The 17,673-nt window shown below is 41.3% G+C and carries 13 protein-coding genes and 6 pseudogenes; 9 read left to right on the top strand and 10 right to left on the bottom strand.

The features are described from left to right. Together PVV57_RS08280 and PVV57_RS08285 are read left to right on the top strand one after the other, a co-directional pair. Positions 1-656 (top strand): annotated as a pseudogene (locus PVV57_RS08280) (MFS transporter); the annotation flags it as partial. Continuing rightward, complete coding sequence (locus PVV57_RS08285; protein ID WP_273719326.1) at positions 646-873, top strand: hypothetical protein; 228 nt, start codon at positions 646-648, stop codon at positions 871-873. The pseudogene PVV57_RS08280 and the gene PVV57_RS08285, both read left to right, overlap by 11 nt. A 21-nt stretch (positions 874-894) precedes the next feature. Here the strand turns inward: PVV57_RS08285 and PVV57_RS08290 are convergent, their stop codons facing one another. Continuing rightward, a complete protein-coding gene (locus PVV57_RS08290) occupies positions 895-1,284 on the bottom strand; it encodes a helix-turn-helix transcriptional regulator (protein WP_273719325.1) in 390 nt (129 codons plus the stop codon). Positions 1,285-2,052: 768 nt separating this feature from the next. Here PVV57_RS08290 and PVV57_RS08295 point away from each other — a divergent pair. Then, on the top strand, positions 2,053-2,304 hold the full coding sequence (locus tag PVV57_RS08295) for an AbrB/MazE/SpoVT family DNA-binding domain-containing protein (protein WP_273719323.1): 252 nt from the start codon (positions 2,053-2,055) through the stop codon (positions 2,302-2,304). Further along, positions 2,301-2,699 carry a type II toxin-antitoxin system VapC family toxin gene (locus tag PVV57_RS08300; protein ID WP_100129302.1) on the top strand — a complete coding sequence of 133 codons (399 nt, stop codon included), beginning with the start codon at positions 2,301-2,303 and terminating at the stop codon, positions 2,697-2,699. Before PVV57_RS08295 ends, PVV57_RS08300 begins: the two co-directional genes overlap by 4 nt. A 185-nt stretch (positions 2,700-2,884) precedes the next feature. On the opposite strand, the gene PVV57_RS08305 is transcribed toward PVV57_RS08300, so the two are convergent. From PVV57_RS08305 to PVV57_RS08325, 6 genes and pseudogenes are all read right to left on the bottom strand, one after another. Next, the gene (locus PVV57_RS08305) at positions 2,885-3,271 is read right to left on the bottom strand and encodes a helix-turn-helix transcriptional regulator (protein ID WP_273719322.1); all 387 of its coding nucleotides are present in this window, start codon (positions 3,269-3,271) and stop codon (positions 2,885-2,887) included. Positions 3,272-3,762: 491 nt separating this feature from the next. Beyond that, a pseudogene (locus PVV57_RS08310) lies at positions 3,763-4,172 on the bottom strand (helix-turn-helix domain-containing protein). A 491-nt stretch (positions 4,173-4,663) separates the two neighbouring features. Next, positions 4,664-4,810: pseudogene (locus PVV57_RS10545) on the bottom strand (XRE family transcriptional regulator); the annotation flags it as partial. 43 nt (positions 4,811-4,853) lie between these two features. Then, complete coding sequence (locus PVV57_RS08315) at positions 4,854-5,141, bottom strand: type II toxin-antitoxin system RelE/ParE family toxin (RefSeq protein ID WP_273783854.1); 288 nt, start codon at positions 5,139-5,141, stop codon at positions 4,854-4,856. Further along, positions 5,141-5,338: an antitoxin gene (locus PVV57_RS08320; RefSeq protein ID WP_244393452.1), complete on the bottom strand. Its 198-nt coding sequence runs from the start codon at positions 5,336-5,338 to the stop codon at positions 5,141-5,143. The genes PVV57_RS08315 and PVV57_RS08320 overlap by 1 nt, the downstream gene beginning before the upstream one ends. A gap of 324 nt (positions 5,339-5,662) precedes the next feature. Beyond that, positions 5,663-6,072: pseudogene (locus PVV57_RS08325) on the bottom strand (helix-turn-helix domain-containing protein). A gap of 1,462 nt (positions 6,073-7,534) precedes the next feature. Here PVV57_RS08325 and PVV57_RS08330 point away from each other — a divergent pair. Together PVV57_RS08330 and clpB are read left to right on the top strand one after the other, a co-directional pair. Then, on the top strand, positions 7,535-7,732 hold the full coding sequence (locus PVV57_RS08330; RefSeq protein WP_273719320.1) for a hypothetical protein: 198 nt from the start codon (positions 7,535-7,537) through the stop codon (positions 7,730-7,732). An 810-nt stretch (positions 7,733-8,542) separates the two neighbouring features. Beyond that, positions 8,543-11,122, top strand: a complete 2,580-nt coding sequence (gene clpB, locus PVV57_RS08335; protein WP_273783855.1) for an ATP-dependent chaperone ClpB — start codon at positions 8,543-8,545, stop codon at positions 11,120-11,122. A 1,614-nt stretch (positions 11,123-12,736) separates the two neighbouring features. On the opposite strand, the pseudogene PVV57_RS08340 reads toward clpB, so the two are convergent. Further along, positions 12,737-13,123 (bottom strand): annotated as a pseudogene (locus PVV57_RS08340) (helix-turn-helix domain-containing protein). A gap of 1,038 nt (positions 13,124-14,161) precedes the next feature. Between PVV57_RS08340 and PVV57_RS08345 the strand changes: the two are divergent. After that, complete coding sequence (locus tag PVV57_RS08345; protein ID WP_273783858.1) at positions 14,162-14,554, top strand: hypothetical protein; 393 nt, start codon at positions 14,162-14,164, stop codon at positions 14,552-14,554. Positions 14,555-14,851: 297 nt separating this feature from the next. Here PVV57_RS08345 and PVV57_RS08350 read toward each other — a convergent pair. Both PVV57_RS08350 and PVV57_RS08355 read right to left on the bottom strand, forming a co-directional pair. Further along, positions 14,852-15,153: pseudogene (locus tag PVV57_RS08350) on the bottom strand (XRE family transcriptional regulator). A gap of 736 nt (positions 15,154-15,889) precedes the next feature. Then, positions 15,890-16,279, bottom strand: coding sequence for a helix-turn-helix transcriptional regulator (locus PVV57_RS08355; RefSeq protein ID WP_273719316.1), 390 nt, complete (start codon positions 16,277-16,279; stop codon positions 15,890-15,892). Between the two features lie 619 nt (positions 16,280-16,898). Here PVV57_RS08355 and PVV57_RS08360 point away from each other — a divergent pair. Together PVV57_RS08360 and PVV57_RS08365 are read left to right on the top strand one after the other, a co-directional pair. Further along, positions 16,899-17,024, top strand: a complete 126-nt coding sequence (locus PVV57_RS08360) for a hypothetical protein (protein ID WP_273783856.1) — start codon at positions 16,899-16,901, stop codon at positions 17,022-17,024. 429 nt (positions 17,025-17,453) lie between these two features. Continuing rightward, the gene (locus tag PVV57_RS08365) at positions 17,454-17,669 is read left to right on the top strand and encodes a hypothetical protein (RefSeq protein WP_273783857.1); all 216 of its coding nucleotides are present in this window, start codon (positions 17,454-17,456) and stop codon (positions 17,667-17,669) included. Positions 17,670-17,673: the final 4 nt, after the last annotated feature.

Consider the following 17,673-nt stretch of genomic DNA (forward strand, 5'->3'; position numbering starts at 1 on the left):
ATAAATCATTCAATTTTATAAAAATTTATCGCGAAACCGCTTCCTATCTTCAATATATTTCGACTGAAAATAAACATTTATTTATTACGCTCGTTGGCTCGGCATTTGCTATTCTCTTTACGGGGGCAATTTTAAGATTTTTAATTCCAGCTTTTGTTCTGTCTGTGGGGGGAGAGGAAAGATTTGTGAGTTCACTTTTTTCTCTCATGGCTGTTGGAACGATTGTGGGTGGTTTGTCCTATCGTAAAATTATAGTCAAGGTTACATCATTAAAGCTTATGGTCTTTTGGCTTCTTTATGGGTCTGTTCTATTTCTTATGCCTTTAGCTTCAATGCTTTATTTAAAATTGCTTCTCGTGTTTGCCTGTGTTTTAGGATTTACGGGGGCATTTGTGGATATTAGTTTAGTCTCTGCGCTTCAATTATACTCTCGTCGTGAAGATTTTGGTAAGAGTTTTGGAACCTTTTCAACTTTAGCAAACTCTGCTGAAGCCGTGTCTGGCCTTATTGCTGGGCTTTTTGCACTGGTAGGATTGGTGAGCTCTTTTTTAACGATGTCTGCCTGCATTATTTTCACTGGAATGATTGGTGTTATAAAAATTAAGAAAAATAAAGCATTAACACCCCCTGATACGACAGGAGAGGATGATCATTGATCTCTTTGATCTCTCCATGCCATTTTTTTCAGATGGTTCGTTTCTTATTTTATCATGCTATAAACCACTGATCTTTATGGTTCGATATGAGGCATGTGGATTTTATGCATTGGGGTGCTTTTTTGTACAAGTGTGTGTGGGGTTGTTTATCGCGCCTTTTGAAGGACTTTCCTTTGAGGGGCATCAATTTTACCAAAAGGGCTCTATGAGCGAATAATGTTGAGTGGTGCGCTTTGGCTTAATCAGAGAGCAACCATAAAATGGCTTTCTGCTTTTTAGGCTTGAGCTCTCTAAAGTTTTTTAAAAGCAAATATTCTTTTTCGCTATAGGTGTCTTGATTATGGTGTGAGGGGTTTTCTTTTGTCGCAAGATCGGTGGCTGAAAGATCCGCATAAAAAAAGCTTATCGGCACTTGCAATTTTTGAGCAATTTCAAGCAAACATCCTGCGCTGACACGATTTAAACCTTTTTCATATTTTTGGATTTGTTGGAAACTCACACCGAGAGTGTTTCCTAATGCTTTTTGAGAAAGCCCCATTGAAATTCTTCTATGACGAATTCTTGTGCCTATTGAAATGTCAATAAAATTTGAATTTTTGGTTTGAAAATGTGGATTTTTAGTTTGCACTTTGTTTCCCCTCCGGTTGCGAGCGCCCTCGCATTGGTATTCCGGGAGTAACAAGTACTGAACCCTAGTCAGCTTTTTGCTTTTAGTGCTGAGCGCACTTGGACATAGCAAAAACTCCCGGAATCCCGGGACACCCACAACAGTGGGTTCAATGGTACGCTAGGGTTTAGGGCTTGTTTTCCCTCTTGATCGGTGCGTAGACGATCAAAATATCCTTTAGATGATAAAGGAATTTCAAAAGATTAGCAAGAAAAATGAAAATATTTGGAAAATGAAAAATTTTTTTGTATCGCAAGAATTATCTCTTTTTTTGTGAAAAAATGTTCTTTGAGATCGATATTAGGGTATGGAATACTTAGCGAGGATATTTTGACAACTAATTGGGCATTCCTTTGCTGTTTTAAGAAAAAGGTGGAGGATGCTAAAACCTACGGCCTCATCATTTTTTTTCAATGGTGCGTGTTTTTCTGCTTTAAAAGCTTTTCCTATTGATCGCATTTGTGTTAGTGGATAGATGAAACATGATCATCTTCAATTCTACACATTCTCCTATGCCATAAAGCACCGTTGTTTAATGCAGGGAGGAGTTCAAGGTCTCCTATTTTTCGGGTGTAATCAGATATTGCCGGTATGAAAACGAATATATCTTACAATTCCTCATGTTCAGGATCTGCCCTATAGTGCTTTGGCAATTTTAAAAAGTAATTGAATTTTTCATTATTTTTTATATATACTTAATAACGATATCTATATTAAGAGGATTTTTCTATGCCTTCACTAACTGTTACAGCAAAAGGACAAGTGACGCTGAAGCGGGATTTACTCCAGCACCTTGGTGTTAAACCAGGAGAGCGCATCAACTTTGAAAAGTTACCAGGTGGTGAACTTCGTATAAAAGCAGCACAGCCTACAAGCACAATTGATAGCTTTATTGGACGATTTGCCGGAAAAGTTAAAAAAACACTGACTGTGGAAGAAATGAACGAAATTGCTGCCTCTGGTTGGGCGAGGAAAAAGTGAAGATTTCTGTAGATACAAATGTTTTAGCCCGCGCTGTTTTACAAGATGATAAAAAGCAAGGTGAAATAGCAAGTAAGATCTTAAGAGAAGCTTCTCTCATCGCTATTTCTTTGCCTTGTCTTTGTGAACTTATTTGGATACTCCGCCGCGGGGCAAAATTATCAAAAGAAGAGATTGCTTTGATGGTTCGTAATCTTCTTGCAACGCGTAATGTCGTCATGAATCGACCAGCTGTTGAAGCCGGGCTTGCTATGCTTGAGGCTGGTGGAGATTTTGCTGATGGAATTATATCTTATGAGGGACATTGGCTAGGCGGTGAAACCTTTGTTTCATTTGATAAATTAGCAATAGACCTGCTAACGCAAAATGGGCTCTCAGCAAGACTCCTTTCTTAACCTTGTCAGTTAAGATCGTGATGGTGTCATTGTTATAGGAATAATGGGGCTTACTTTTTAAGCTTAGCGCATTTTTCTCTTCTATGATAAATTTATCCTATCATGCCCTAAAACACTGCTCTTTGTGGGGGATGGGAATTTTAAGCTGGGGTATTGACAAATATAACGTTTGAGGGTGCTTTTACCTAATCAGAGAGCAACCACAAAATGGCTTTCTGTTTTTTCGGTTGGAGTTCTCTAAAGTTTTTTAAAAGAGCATATTCTTTTTCGCTATAGGTGTCTTGATCACGGTGCGAGAGATTTTCTTCTGAGACAAGATCTTCTTTTGTCGCAAGATCGGTGGCTAAAAGATCCGCATAAAAAAAGCTTATCGGCACTTGCAATTTTTGAGCAATTTCAAGCAAACATCCTGCGCTGACACGATTTAAACCTTTTTCGTATTTCTGGATTTGTTGGAAACTCACACCTAAAAAGCTTCCTAATTCCTTTTGAGAAAGCCCCATTGAAATTCTTCTATGACGAATTCTTTTGCCTATAGAAATGTCGATAAAATGTGGATCTTTAGTTGGCACTTTGCACTCCCTCCGGTTGCGAGCGCCCTCGCATTGGTATTCCGGGAGTCTAAAAGTACTGAATCCGAGTCAGTTTTTTTGCTTTTAGTGCAGACAAGCACCTGGACATAGCAAAAACTCCCGGAATTCCGGGATATCCACAACAGTGGGTTAAATGGTACGCTCGGATTTAGGGCTTTTAGTTCCCTCTTGATCGGTGCGTAGACGATCAAAATATCACTTTAAATGATAAAAGAATTTCAGAAGATTGGCAAGAAAAATGAAAATATTTTGGGGATCGCAAGAATTATCCGATCATACTGTAAAATACTGATCTTTGAGGTTGATATTAAGCATATAGATTTTACTCATTGGGATGCTTTTTTGTGCGCGTGTATGTTGAATAGGGATGGAGTTGTTTGTCGCATCTTTTAGCCTACTGAACTGTGAGGGGGCATTAATTTTACCAAAAGGGCTCTATGAGCGAAGAATGTTGAGGGGTGCACTTTTGCTTAATTAGAAATTAACCATAAAATGGCTTTCTGTTTTTTCGGTTGGAGTTCTCTAAAGTTTTTTAAAAGGGCGTGTTCTTTTTCGCTGGAGATGTTTTGATTATGGTGTGAGGGATTGCCTTCTGAGACAAGATCTTCTTTTGTGGCAAGATCGGTGGCTAAAAGATCCGCATAAAAAAAGCTTATTGGTACTTGCAGTTTTTGAGCAATTTTGAGCAAACATTTTGCGCTGATACGATTTAAACCTTTTTCATATTTCTGGATTTGTTGGAAACTCACACCTAAAAAGTTTCCTAATGTTTTTTGGGAAAGCCCCATGGCCATGCGTCTATAACGAATTCTTTTGCTTGATCAGAAATGTCGATAAAATCTGGATTTTTGGTTGGAAAATGTGGATTTTTAGTTTGCACTTTGTTCCCCCGCCAAGTGCGAGCGCCCTCGCATTGGTATTCCGGGAGTAACAAGTACTGAGTCCGAGTCAGTTTTTTTGCTTTTAGTGCAGACAAGCACCTGGACATAGCAAAAACTCCCGGAATTCCGGGATACCCGCAAAGCGGGATAAATTCATGTATTAAGCTTTCGGGCTTTTAGATCCCTATTTGACCGTTGCGTGGACGATCAAAAACATAAGCCTATCAATAAAGTAATTTCAGAAGATTGGCAAGAAAAATGAAAATATTTTGGGGATCGCAAGAATTATCCGATCATACTGTAAAATACTGATCTTTAAGGTTGATTAGACATATAGATTTTATCCATTGGGGTGCTTTTTTGTGCAAGTGTGTGTTGAGTGTTTTAGGGGTGGGCTTGTTTGTTGCGCCTTTTGCACACTGTCCTTTGAGGGGCATCAATTTTACAAAAGGGCTCTATGAGCGGATAATGTTGAGGGCTGTGCTTTTGCCTAATCAGAGAGCAACCATAAATGGCTTTCTGTTTTTTAGGCTTGAGTTCTCTAAAATTTTTTAAAAGTAAGTATTTTTCTTTAACTAGATAGACTTTCATCACCACGATATGAGACATTTTCTTTTGTTGATATATCAGTATAAAAAGAGTTTTTCTTAGAGCTTGAGAGACGCTAGATTGTTATTAAGTCAGGTGGAGATAGGAAATTTACGGCGAGCATGTACCACAGAGGTGATCTCTATTTGTGTTTTCGTTACTCTGTACAATATAAGATAGTTTGGATGGGCTAAAACTTCTTGTAATCCCGGGACTTTCTCACTTTGGCGGTATAGGTATGGATGTTCAGCTAATGGGAGTACAGAATCTTCTAAAAACTTCTTCATTCGTCGTGCAGCAGGTGGACTTTCATAAGCAATGTAAGTTAAAATTTTATTTAAATCATCGCGAGCACAAGCCAACCAGATAATGGGTAACATTAGGACTTCTTTTTTTCAGCTTCAATTTGGTCTATTATATTATCCATTTCAGCCATAACTTCGTCGTGTGAGATAGTAGGATGAGGATTTGCAAGGCTAACTCTTACCTTTTCACGCAACCACGCGGTATAATCCGTTTCCTCTTCCACGGTTTCGAATTCTGAAATTAGCGGAGAAAGAACAGTCTTCATGGTCATCTTTCCTTTTTACTCTCTCTGTTAAATGTAATTACTCTTAGTTGTATTGTCAATGTTAAATGTAATTACTTTTAGTTGTGTGATCAGTTGTAACTCATTAAGAATATTGGTTTTTATTCTGTTATGCCGTAAAAGCACTGACGTTTGAGGGCGATATTGAGCAGATAGGTTTTATCCATTGGGGTGCTTTTTTGTAAGAGAGAGTGTTGAATGTTTTAGGGGTGGGTTTGTTTGTCGCGCCTTTTAAAGTATGTTCCTTTGAGGGGGGCTGAATTTTACCAAAAGGGCTCTGTGAGCGAATAATGTTGAGGGCTGTGTTTTTGCCTAGTCAGAGAGCAACCATAAAATGGCTTTCTGCTTTTTAGGCTTGAGCTCTCTAAAGTTTTTTAAAAGCAAATATTCTTTTTCGTTGGAAATGTTTTGATCACGGTGCGAGAGATTTTCTTCTGAGACAAGATCTTCTTTTGTCGCAAGATCGGTGGCTAAAAGATCCGCATAAAAAAAGCTTATCGGCACTTGCAATTTTTGAGCAATTTCAAGCAAACATCCTGCGCTGACACGATTTAAACCTTTTTCATATTTTTGAATTTGTTGGAAACTCACCCCTAAAGAATTCCCTAAAGCCTTTTGAGTAAGCCCCATGGCTATGCGTCTTTGACGAATTCTTTTGCTTGATCAGAAATATCAATAAAATGTGGGTTTTTAGTTTGAAACTGTGAATTTTTGGTCTGCACTTTAAGCCCCCTCCAGTTGCGAGCGCCCTCGCATTGGTATTCCGGGAGTCTAAAAGTACTGAATCCGAGTCAGTTTTTTTGCTTTTAGTGCAGACAAGCACCTGGACATAGCAAAAACTCCCGGAACCCCGGGATATCCACAACAGTGGGTTAAATGGTACGCTCGGATTTAGGGCTTTTAGTTCCCTCTTGATCGGTGCGTAGACGATCAAAATATCCTTTAAATGATAAAAGAATTTCAGAAGATTGGCAAGAAAAATGAAAATATTTGGAACATGAAAGCATTTTGGGGATCGCAAGAATTATCTGATCATGTGGTGAAATGCTGATCTTTAAGGTTGATTAGACATATAGATTTTATCCATTGGGGTGCTTTTTTGTGCAAGTGTGTGTTGAATGTTTTGGGGGTGGGTTTGTTGTTGCGTCTTGTGCACACTGTCCTTTGAGGGGGAGATGATTTCGAGAAGGGGGGATGGGGTGAGCAAGAGGCCTAAAGTGTAGAGAATTGTTTACAGAGCGGTGTGGCGGTGTGAACCTTTCATTTGTTAATTTCTGTAAAAATGTAAAAGCGTAAAAACGTGGATCCGTAAAAAAGAAGAGAAAGTGAAGGAGGTGGAGGCTTTATGCGTTGTGGAGGCTTTGGTGCGTGTTGGGCTTTTGTCATGGCGTGGAATGGGGTCGAGAGGATTGGAGAAACAAGTCTTGTGAATGGAGGGTAAGATGGGATGGAGAGCACTGTTGGTGCGTGAGTGGAGGAGGGATAAGTTGGGATGGAGAGGGGGTAAGTTGTAAGTGTGTTGATGGGATGGTGCGTACAAAAGGCGGTGGTGCGAAGGGATCTCGTGAAGAATAGCGTGAGAGAATGTGGCTTGTCTGTTGTGTCTGATGAAATACCGTCGTTTGAGGGGAATCTTTGAAGGTGGCGGTGTGGGGCAAGAAGTTAAGTTGTCGTTTATAAAACAGAGGGTATGGGGTGGGAAGTTTGGTTCTTTGGGGGAATTTTTGTAAGCAAGGAGATTATTCGGTGGTGATTTGGAAGTCTCGTTTGGCTTTTTTCTGTAAAGATGTAAAAGCGTAAAAACGTGGAGCCGTAAAAAAGGGAAATTAAAGACGTGGAAGGTTTATGTGTTGTGTATGTTTGTGGGGAAAGGATTTGGGGTATGTTGGGCTTCTGTCATGGTGTGAAATGGAGGGGGAGGATTGGGGGAAGCGCGTCTTGTGAATGGACAGATAAGTTGGGGTGTTAAGTGCTGTTAAGTGCTGTGGCGCAAGTGGGGAGGGCGAGAAAGTGTTGAAATGGGAGAGAATGCGTATGGAGATGAGGGGACGAGAGTATGTTGACGAGAGGGGAATAGAGGATAGAGTATGTGAGGGAATGAGGCGGCTTGCTCGTAAGCTTTTATGAAATGATGTTGTTTGAGGCGTGGGGAGATGAGAAAATTCTTATGCGTAAGGATGGGGCATGTTGGCAATATGTGGATGGTCGGATTGCTTTTTATATTTAAGCGTGACGAGGCAAAAAAGTGGGAAGAATAGAGAGTGTAAAAGTGTTGGTGCGAAGGGATGCGTGAAGAATAGCGTGAGAGAATGGGGCTTGTCTGTTGTGTCTGATGAAATAACGTCGTTTGATGGGATCTCTGAAGGTGGCGGTGTGGGGTAAGAAGTTGGGTTGTTGTTTATAGACCTTTGTTTACAGAGTGGGGGAGAAGTTTTGTTCTTTGGGATAACGTTGCTTTTTGAAGAGGAATTGATTGCTGCTGGTTGGGAGCTTTTGGGGAGCTTTTTTAGGCGTGGGGAGATGAGAAAATTCTTCATGAGCCAACAGATGTAACGTTGGCAATAAGTTGAGGCTGGCTTATTCCTTTTATAAAAGTTGGTTTCTGCGAAAAGATGTTGGTTGATCGGTGGTTTGAAAGAGTGGGAGGATGGGGAAAAGCGCGTCTTGTGAATGGAGAGATAAATTGCGATGAAGAGCACTGTTGGTGCGTGAGAGGGAATGAAGGAACAAGCGCGGAGCGGGGGACGAGAATGTGTTGACGGAATGGGAATGGAGGATAGAGTGCGTGAGAGGAAAGGAAGTGAGGAAAGGAAGGACGTGAGGAAATGGGGCTTGTGAATGTTATGAGGAGATGGGGAATGGAGCGATTTATCGCAAGGGTTGAGGTCATTTTTTGGGAAAGCTTTTTTGAAAAATCTTAGCTTTTTATCTTCTGGTTCTATAATGCTTTTCGCATGCGTTTCTTGTTCTTGTTTTTTCTTTCATGTTTTGCTCTTGCACTCGTTTAGATCAAAACCCATATTCATTTTAACACGACAGTTCTTCATGCTTCAACGTTTCTGGTGTTCGTGTGGTGGGGCGGTTTTTATGACATGCTGGGGAGAGCTTTTGGTGGGTGTTTAGAGAGAGCAAAAGGGCCGTGGCGATGACCAAGAAGTTGTGCCTAAAGGGTTGCCCCAAGAAAGGAAAAAAATGAACCTGGAAAAATATAGCGAACGCGTGCAGGGGTTTTTACAATCAGCACAAAATAATGCTCTGGCTTCGGATCATCAGCAGTTTATGCCGGAGCATTTCTTGAAAGTGTTGTTAGACGATGCTCAAGGATTGGCGGCGTCACTTATCCAAAAAGCAGGAGGGGATCTTAAGCTTATTCAAAAGACGCTTAAAGAAGCTCTTGAGGCTTTGCCAAAAGTACAAGGGGGAAATGGACAACTCTATCTTTCACAGCCGGTGGCAAAAGTCTTTGCGCTGGCTGAGGAGCTCGCGCAAAAAGCCGGTGATCAATTTGTCACTGTGGAGCGTATCTTGCAAGCGCTGCTTATGGAAAAGTCCGCAAAAACAGCCGATATTCTCACAAAGGCTGGGTTAACCCCGCAAGAGCTTAATCAAGCAATTAATGCACTGCGCAAAGGAAAAACAGCCACAAGCCCCCATGCCGAAGGTCAATATGATGCCTTGCAAAAATATGCTCGTGATCTCACAAAAGATGCACGCGAGGGAAAACTCGACCCTGTCATTGGGCGAGAAGAAGAAATTCGTCGCACCATTCAAGTGCTCTCACGGCGGACGAAAAATAATCCCGTGCTGATCGGAGAGCCGGGAGTGGGAAAAACCGCCATTGTGGAAGGGTTGGCGTTGCGCATTATCAATGGCGATGTCCCGGAAACTTTGCGTGATAAACAACTTTATGCGCTCGATATGGGGGCGCTTATTGCGGGGGCAAAATATCGGGGGGAATTTGAAGAACGCCTTAAAGCCGTGCTGGCTGAAGTGCAAGCCGAAAATGGACAAATTATCCTCTTTATTGATGAATTGCACAATCTTGTGGGAGCAGGAAAATCCGATGGTCCTATGGATGCTTCAAACTTGCTAAAACCTGCTCTGGCACGTGGAGAACTCCATTGTGTGGGCGCGACTACCCTTGATGAATATCGAAAATATGTCGAAAAAGATGCTGCTTTGGCACGCCGTTTCCAGCCTGTTTTTGTTCCAGAGCCCTCTTTAGAAGATACGATTTCTATTTTGCGCGGTATTAAAGAAAAATACGAACAACACCATAAAGTGCGTTTGGCAGACAGTGCTTTAATTGCTGCAGCAAAGCTCTCTTCCCGTTATATTACGGATCGGTTTTTGCCGGATAAAGCGATTGATCTGATCGATGAAGCAGCAGCACGCTTGCGTATGCAGGTTGATTCAAAGCCGGAGGAACTCGATGCCCTTGATCGGCGAATTTTACAATTAAAAATCGAACGGGAAGCTTTGAAGACAGATGTAGAGCCAACAGCAAAAGAGCGTTTGAAAAATGTGCAGGAAGAACTCAAAACATTGGAACAACAGTCTGCGGAAATGACAACGGCTTGGCAGGCTGAAAAACAAAAATTAGGGCATGCTGCCGATTTGAAAAAACAACTCGAAGAAGCACGCAATGCTTTGGCTATTGCACAACGTGATGGACAATTCCAAAAAGCTGGGGAACTGGCTTATAGTGTTATTCCGGAACTCGAAAAACAATTGACTTTAGCGGAAAATGATGACCAGCAAAATCATCTCGTTGAAGAAACAGTGACCGCTGAACATGTTGCGCGGATTGTTTCACGCTGGACTGGAATTCCTATGGATCGGATGTTGGAAGCAGAACGGGAGGCACTCTTGCGCATGGAAGATGAAATTGCAACCCGTGTCGTGGGACAAGGTGAAGCGGTTCAAGCTGTTGCACGTGCTGTACGGCGTGCGCGTGCCGGATTGCAGGACCCCAATCGTCCGCTTGGGTCTTTCATGTTCTTGGGACCTACCGGTGTGGGGAAAACCGAACTAACCAAAGCTCTCGCCGCTTTTCTTTTTCAAGATCCAAATGCCATGTTGCGCATTGATATGTCGGAATATATGGAAAAGCATGCCGGAGCCCGGCTCATTGGGGCGCCGCCCGGATATGTCGGATATGAAGAAGGGGGCGTGCTCACCGAAGCCGTGCGAAGAAGACCTTATCAAGTTATCCTCTTTGATGAAATTGAAAAGGCACATCCGGATATCTTTAATTTGTTATTGCAAGTATTAGATGAAGGGCGCTTGACTGATAGTCAAGGAAGAACGGTCGATTTTCGGAACACTTTGTTGATTATGACTTCAAATCTTGGGGCTGAATTTTTAACCGCTTTGCCTGAAGGACAAACGGTGGATCAAGCAAAAGACGATGTCATGAATGTGGTGAAAACCGCTTTCCGTCCGGAGTTTTTAAACCGTATTGATGAGATTATTCTCTTTGAGCGGTTGCAACGCAAGGATATGGAGGCGATTGTTGATATTCAGATACAGCATTTGCAAAATTTGCTGAATGAACGCAGCATAACCTTGCATATCAAACCAGAAGTACGAGAATTCCTTGCTGATAAAGGTTATGATCCCCTTTATGGGGCACGTCCGCTTAAACGGATTATCCAAAAGGAAATCCAAGATCCTCTTGCAGAAAAAATCTTATTTGGAGAAATACAAGACGAAACAGCGGTGACAGTGACAAAACAAGGTGATCGATTAGCGTTTTTATCTGAAACATAAGGGGAGGAAATGCTCCGGAAAAGGATGGCGATGATCCTCTTATGCCATAAAACACCATTGTTTGAGGTGTTCTCCGGTGTGCTGATCGCGCTCTGCATGGTTGATTAGAGGCGTTTTCCTTCTTGTAGATCAGTATTGTGGGAACTTTCATTGTGTGTCCCCATGGGGATGCGTGTAAGAATATTCAAGAAAAGTTTGCTTGTCGAAATTGATGGAATGCTGTTGTTTGAGGAGCGCTGAGGTGTGCTGATCGCGCTCTGCATGGTTGATTAGAGGCGTTTTCCTTCTTGTAGATCAGTATTGTGGGAACTTTCATTGTGTGTCCCCATGGGGATGCGTGTAAGAATATTCAGGAAAAGTTTGTTTGTCGAAATTGATGGAATGCTGTTGTTTGAGGAGCGCTGAGGTATGCTGATCGCGCTCTGCATGGTTGGTCAGAGGCGTTTTCCTTCTTGTAGATCAGTATTGTGGGAACTTTCATTCTGTGTCCCCATGGGGATGCGTGTAAGAATATTCAGGAAAAGTTTGTTTGTCGAAATTGATGAAATGCTGTTGTTTGAGGTGTTCTCTGGTGTGTTGATCGGGGCTATGCGTGGTTGGTAAGAAAGCTACTACCAAGATGTTAGATGCTTGACAGAGCAATGTGAGATGCTGGGTGGGCGTTTTATTTGACTGTGTTCTGTCAAGATATAAAAGCGTAAAAATGTGTAGCCGTAAAAGAGAAATGAAGAATTTATGCCTTGTGCGTGTTTTTGTCTTGGCATGGAATGGGGTAAGAGGATTGAGGAGAACGCGCTTGTGAATGAAAGGGTAAGCGGAGATGAAAAAGGGGGGGGAAATTTGTTGGTGGGTTGATGAGAGGAGGGAGAAATGGAGAATAGAGAGAGTGAATATGGATAGGTTAGAGGAGATGGTGTGTAAAAGAGTTGGTGTGAAGGGGTGCATGAAGCATGGTGTGAGGAGATAGGACGTGGCTTGTTGCACTTAAGCTTTGTTTGTGGGGTGGTGTGATCTGGAGTCGGTCAGGGGCGCTGTGTAAAAGGCCGGATTATCGTTTAAAGATCTTTGTTTACAGAGCTGTGTGGGGTGATGATTTGGAAGTTTCATTGGGCTTTATTTTGTAAAAATGTAAAAGCGTAAAAACGTGAAACTGTAAAGAAGTAAGAGGAAGTTAAGGACGTAGCGGATTTATGCGTTGTACGTGCTTGAGGGCATGTGGGGTTGTTATCATGGCGTGGAATGTGTTGAGGAGGGAGAAGAGAAGTGGAAGATAGAGAGATGTGGAGAAGGCTGGAGCTAAGAGGGGAGGGAAAAGTGGAAGATGGAAAGAGGGGAAAGAAGCGTTTGTCAATGGAGAGATGAGTTGGGGGGGAAGAGGGGGCGTGTTGGTGTGGTGATTGGAGAGATAGGAATGGAGAATGGAAAGCGTGCGTGTGGATAGGCTCGGGCGTGTACAAAAGGCTGTGGTGCGAAGAGATGAAGGATGGCATGAGGAAATAGAATCTGCTTGTTGCATCTGATGAAATACTGTCGTTTAAGGGGGCATAAATTTTTACTGAGGGGGGCTTTGTTGTTGGATATATGAGCGAGTCATGTTGAGTGGTGCGCTTTTGTCTAATTAGAAATCAAACACAAAATGGCTTTCTGTTTTTTCGGTTTGAGCTCTCTAAAGTGTTTTAAAAGGGCGTGTTCTTTTTCACTATAGATATATTGATTACAGTGTGAGTGATTTTCTTTTGTGGGAATATCTGCTGTTGAAAGATCCGCATAAAAAAGCTTGTCGGAACTTGCAGTTTTTTAGCAATTTCTTGTAAACGTCCTGCGCTGACACAATTGGCGCCTTTTTTATCCTTTTGGATTTATTGGAAACTGACACCTAAAGAGCTTCCTAATTCCTTTTGAGAAAGCCCCATTGAAATGCGTCCCCCATGGCAATTCTTCTTTGATGAATTCTTTTGCTTAATCAGAAATGTCGATAAAATGTGGATTTTTAGTTTGCACTTTGCTTCCCCCACCGGATGCGAGCGCCCTCGCGTTGGTTGGTATTCCGGGAGTCTAAAAGTACTGAGCTCTAGTCAGCTTTTTTGCTTTTAGTGTGTCGATACACCTGGACATGGCAAAAACTCCCGGAATCCCGGGATACCCACAAAAGTGGGTCCATTTTACACTAGAGCTTAGGGCTTTCAGTTCCCTCTTGATCGCTGCGTAGACGATCAAAATATCTTTTAAGTGATAAAGGAATTTCAGGGGATTGGCAAGAAACATTAGAACATTTTTTATCTTGTTATACTGTAAAACATAATCTTTTGAGGAGGGGGAAGAGAGTAGGAATATTCGGGATAGGGCAAGGCATGCTTTAATAAAGCACTATCGTTGAGAGGTGGCGATTTGAAAGTGAGGGCCGCAGTGGTAAGAAGTTATGTTGTTTACAGAGAGGTTGTTTACTGAATGGCGCGGGGTGGTGAATATTTTGTTTGCTTATTTTTCTCCTTTCAAGAGATTTACAATTGTCTTTAGAAAACACATAAGACAGCTTATGATGAGAGTAAATGAGTAACTATAAAAAAATGTTAGCGGTAGAAATTGATAGCTAGTGGGAAAATTCGGGATCCAAATGGCCTATAAAAACCTAAACATTCAAACAATAATGACTATTCCCTCAAGTGATAATTTCAATGTTATGGGGACAAAAGATGTCATTTTATCTGCTGAGAGAGTTACCCAATAGACGAACTTCCTTACTGATAAGTCCGTTTTAAATCCTATATTCGTACAGAATATCAGGAAAAAGTGTATATATAGGATATGTATACTCTCTGCCTTCCATGGTTTTGTGTATTTTTAACATATACACTTTGTATGTTAAGCATAAGCTTTGAACGCTATTAGAGATGCTGGTCGTTTTTTAAAACGCGTGAAAAATCGATTTACGATCACTTGATTACAAATGGATACATGGTTAATATCATTCTTAGCAAGGTTGCTGCTATTTTTGCTGTAGGAGCTTCTCAAGAGAGGGTACAATTGATAGGGGGTAAGATGTCAAAATATTTATTACCATTACCGCTTGTATTGGTGGCTGGTTGTGCATCTTTGAATTATTCATCAAGTTATGTTGATCGAAATATTACAAAGGATGATATAAAATTAATTGCTCATGATTTTGTTCGCAATCTTAAACAATCTTTACCGACAGCTCAAACAACACTTATTGTGAAAAAAAGTAAAATAGAAGATAATTTTACGCCTTTATTTATCGATCTGTTGCAACGCAATGGATACCGCGTGATCTATACTGATCAACCAAACAAACAGCAAAATGGTATCAATTTGACTTATCAAATAATGCCAATAAATATAGGTATCTTGTCTACTGTCTATTATGATGAGGCGGGAGTAACGCGTTATTATGTACGTACTTATAATAGATAAAGCCCTTTGCCAGTTCGTCTAAAAGGAGCAGATAATGAGGAAATATTGGAAGAAAAATCTGCTTAAGAAGTGAAATTATCGACCAGTGAAGTTAGATGTAATTCTGGTGAGAATGGTGAAGTATCTTCCCAAGACTTTGGTGTTTGTTATGCTATGTCGTAAAGCATTGTCGTTTGAGATCTGGTGATATCCTACTATGCCATACCATTGTTTGGGGGCTGGTGAGATCAGGGAGGGAAAATTTTAAGCAGGGGGGAAATGGGTATATGAGCGAATAATGTTTGTGTGCGCTTCTGTCTAATCAGAAATCAACCACAAAATTGCCTGCTGTTTTTTCGGTGTGAGTGCTCTAAAATTTTTCAAAAGTATGTGTTCTTTTTCGCTATAGGTTTATTGATCACGGTGTGAGAGATTGTCTTTTGTGGGAATATTCGCTGTTGAAAGAGCCGCATAAAAACTCATCAGGACATCTCGTATTTGGCAATTTCCTGTAAATGTCCTGCGCTTACACGATTGTAGCTTTTTTTATATTTTTGGATTTGTTGAAAACGGGTTTCTAAAGAGTTCTCATATTCTTTTTGGGAGAGCTCCACTAAAATTCGTCCCCCATTGCAATTCTTCTTTGATAAACTCTTTTGCTTAAGTTGAAATGTAAACCTTTAGTTCACACTGCAAGCTCCCCACCGGCTGCGAGCGCCCTCGCATTGGTATTCCGGGAGTTAAAGGTACTGAACTTAATCAGTCTTTTGCTTTTAGTGTTTCTCGCACTTGGACATAGCAAAAGCTCCCGGAATTCCGGGATACCTGCAAAGCAGGTTCATTTTACGCTAGAGCTTAGGGCTTTTAGTTCCCTATTGACCGTTGCGTAGGCGGTCAAAAACATAAATCAATCAATAAAGGAATTTCAGGGGATTGGCAAGAAAAAATTTAAAATTTTTATTTTGTTATGCCGTAGAAAGGGTGTTTGAGATGTGGTGAGAATGGTCCATTAGAGTAGGGATATGCCATTAAAGGGACCTTCAAGCATATAAATTTATAAGGTGTTTTTTTGTGGGAATGTATGTTGAATATTTTAGGGTTGTGAAGTCCTGCCCTTTGAAGGACGGTGATCTGATGTCAGTGGGGGACAGCCGCTAGGTAAGAAGCTGGATTATAGTTTACAAATCGGTGCGGGGGGAAGCTTTATCCTCTAGAGGGAAATTCGCTGAAGACGTGGAGTTGTCGATCAATGCTTGTAGGAATTTTTTCTCTTTAAGGTATCGTCATCTCTCGTATACTTTCAAGAGCATTTTGTTGTTGGCTTTATGAGCGAATAATGTTGATGTGCTCTTTTGTTTAATTAGAAATCAACCACAAAATTGCTTTCTGTTTTTTAGGCTTAAGCTCTCTAAAATTTTTTAAAAGGGCATATTCTTTTTCGCTATAGGTGTCTTGATTACGATGTGAGGGGTTTTCTTTTGTCGCAAGATCGGTGGCTAAAAGATCCGCATAAAAAAAGCTTATCGGCATTTGCAATTTTTGAGCAATTTCAAGCAAACATCCTGCGCTGACACGATTTAAACCTTTTTCATATTTCTGGATTTGTTGGAAACTCACACCTAAAAAGCTTCCTAATGCCTTTTGAGAAAGCCCCATTGAAATTCTTCTATGACGAATTCTTGCGCCTATTGAAGTATCAACAAAGTTTGAATTTTTGGTTTGAAAATGTGGATTTTTAGTTTGCACTTTGCACCTCCCGCCAAGTGCGAGCGCCCTCGCATTGATATTCCGCGAGTTTGAAAACACTGACTTGACTCAGCTTTTTGCTTTTAGTGTAGACAAGCACCTGGACATAACAAAAAATCCCAGAACTCCGGGATATCCGCAAAGCGGGCTCATTTTTACGCTCGGATTTAGGACCTTTAATCCCTCTTGATCGGTGCGTAGACGAACAAAATATCCTTTAGATGATAAAGGAATTTCAAAAGATTAGCAAGAAAAATGAAAATATTTGGAAAATGAAAAATTTTTTTGTATCGCAAGAATTATCCTCTTATTCTGTGAAACACCACTTTTTGAGGTTGATATTGGGTCTATAGATTTAAAAATTTAAGTGTTTTTTTGTGCAAGTGGGTATTTTAGGGGAGGGTTGTTTATCGCGCCTTTTGCAGTACGGTTCTTTGAGGGATGGTGATTTGACGGTGGGAGCTGTTGGGTTAAGCTGTTGGAGGGGGTGAGAATTGTTTACAGAGCGGCTGTTTACAGAGTGGTGCGCGGGGGTGCCACTTTCGTTTGGCTTCTTTTTAGTAAAAATATAAAAGCGTAAAAACGCGGATCTGTAAAAAAGAAAGGGAAAGTTAAGGAGGTGGAAGGTTGTTGTGTAGGCTTTAGGGTTGGTTGGGCGTGTATCATGGTGTGGAATGGGGGAAGACGAATTGGGGGAACGAGTCTTGTGAATGGAGGGGAAAGCTGGGGTGAAAAGGTGTGTTAAGTGCTGTGGCGCAAGTGGGGAGAGGGAGAAAGTGTTGAAATGGGAGAGAATGCGTATGGAGACGGGGAGATGAGAGTGTGTTGACGAGAGGGGAATGGAGTGCGTGAGGTGTCGGAAAGGATGGCGTGAGGGAATGGGGCTTGTCTGTTGTGTCTGATGAAGTGCTGTCGTTTGAGGGATGGTGATTTGACGGTGGGGGCTTTGGGTTAAACTGTTGGAGGGGGTGAGAATTGTTTACAGAGCGGCTGTTTACAGAGTGGTGCGCGGGGGTGCCACTTTCGTTTGGCTTCTTTTTAGTAAAAATATAAAAGCGTAAAAACGCGGATCTGTAAAAAAGAAGAGGAAGTTAGGGGCGTGGAGGCTTTATGCGTTGCAGAATTTTTTAATTGTGCTTAAACTTTAAAAACTGAAAGACAGAAGGGGGAATCTATGAACAAAATCATTAGAACAGCATTGCTGCTTTGCACTGTCATGGTTGCTGCTGATTTTATTATCATTGATGATGATCATTTGCTAAGTTGTCAGAAGATTCTTGATGCCTTTAAGGCGCAAGAAATTCTTGATGTCTTGAGGGTGCAAAAAAGAAGCAACAATCCAATCAGCTCTGCGGACGAAAAAGCAGGAGTCGTATTTTGGCGCAAGTAGATGC

Origin of the sequence: Bartonella sp. AU15XJBT (assembly GCF_028618615.1) — a bacterium.
Lineage (GTDB): Bacteria > Pseudomonadota > Alphaproteobacteria > Rhizobiales > Rhizobiaceae > Bartonella.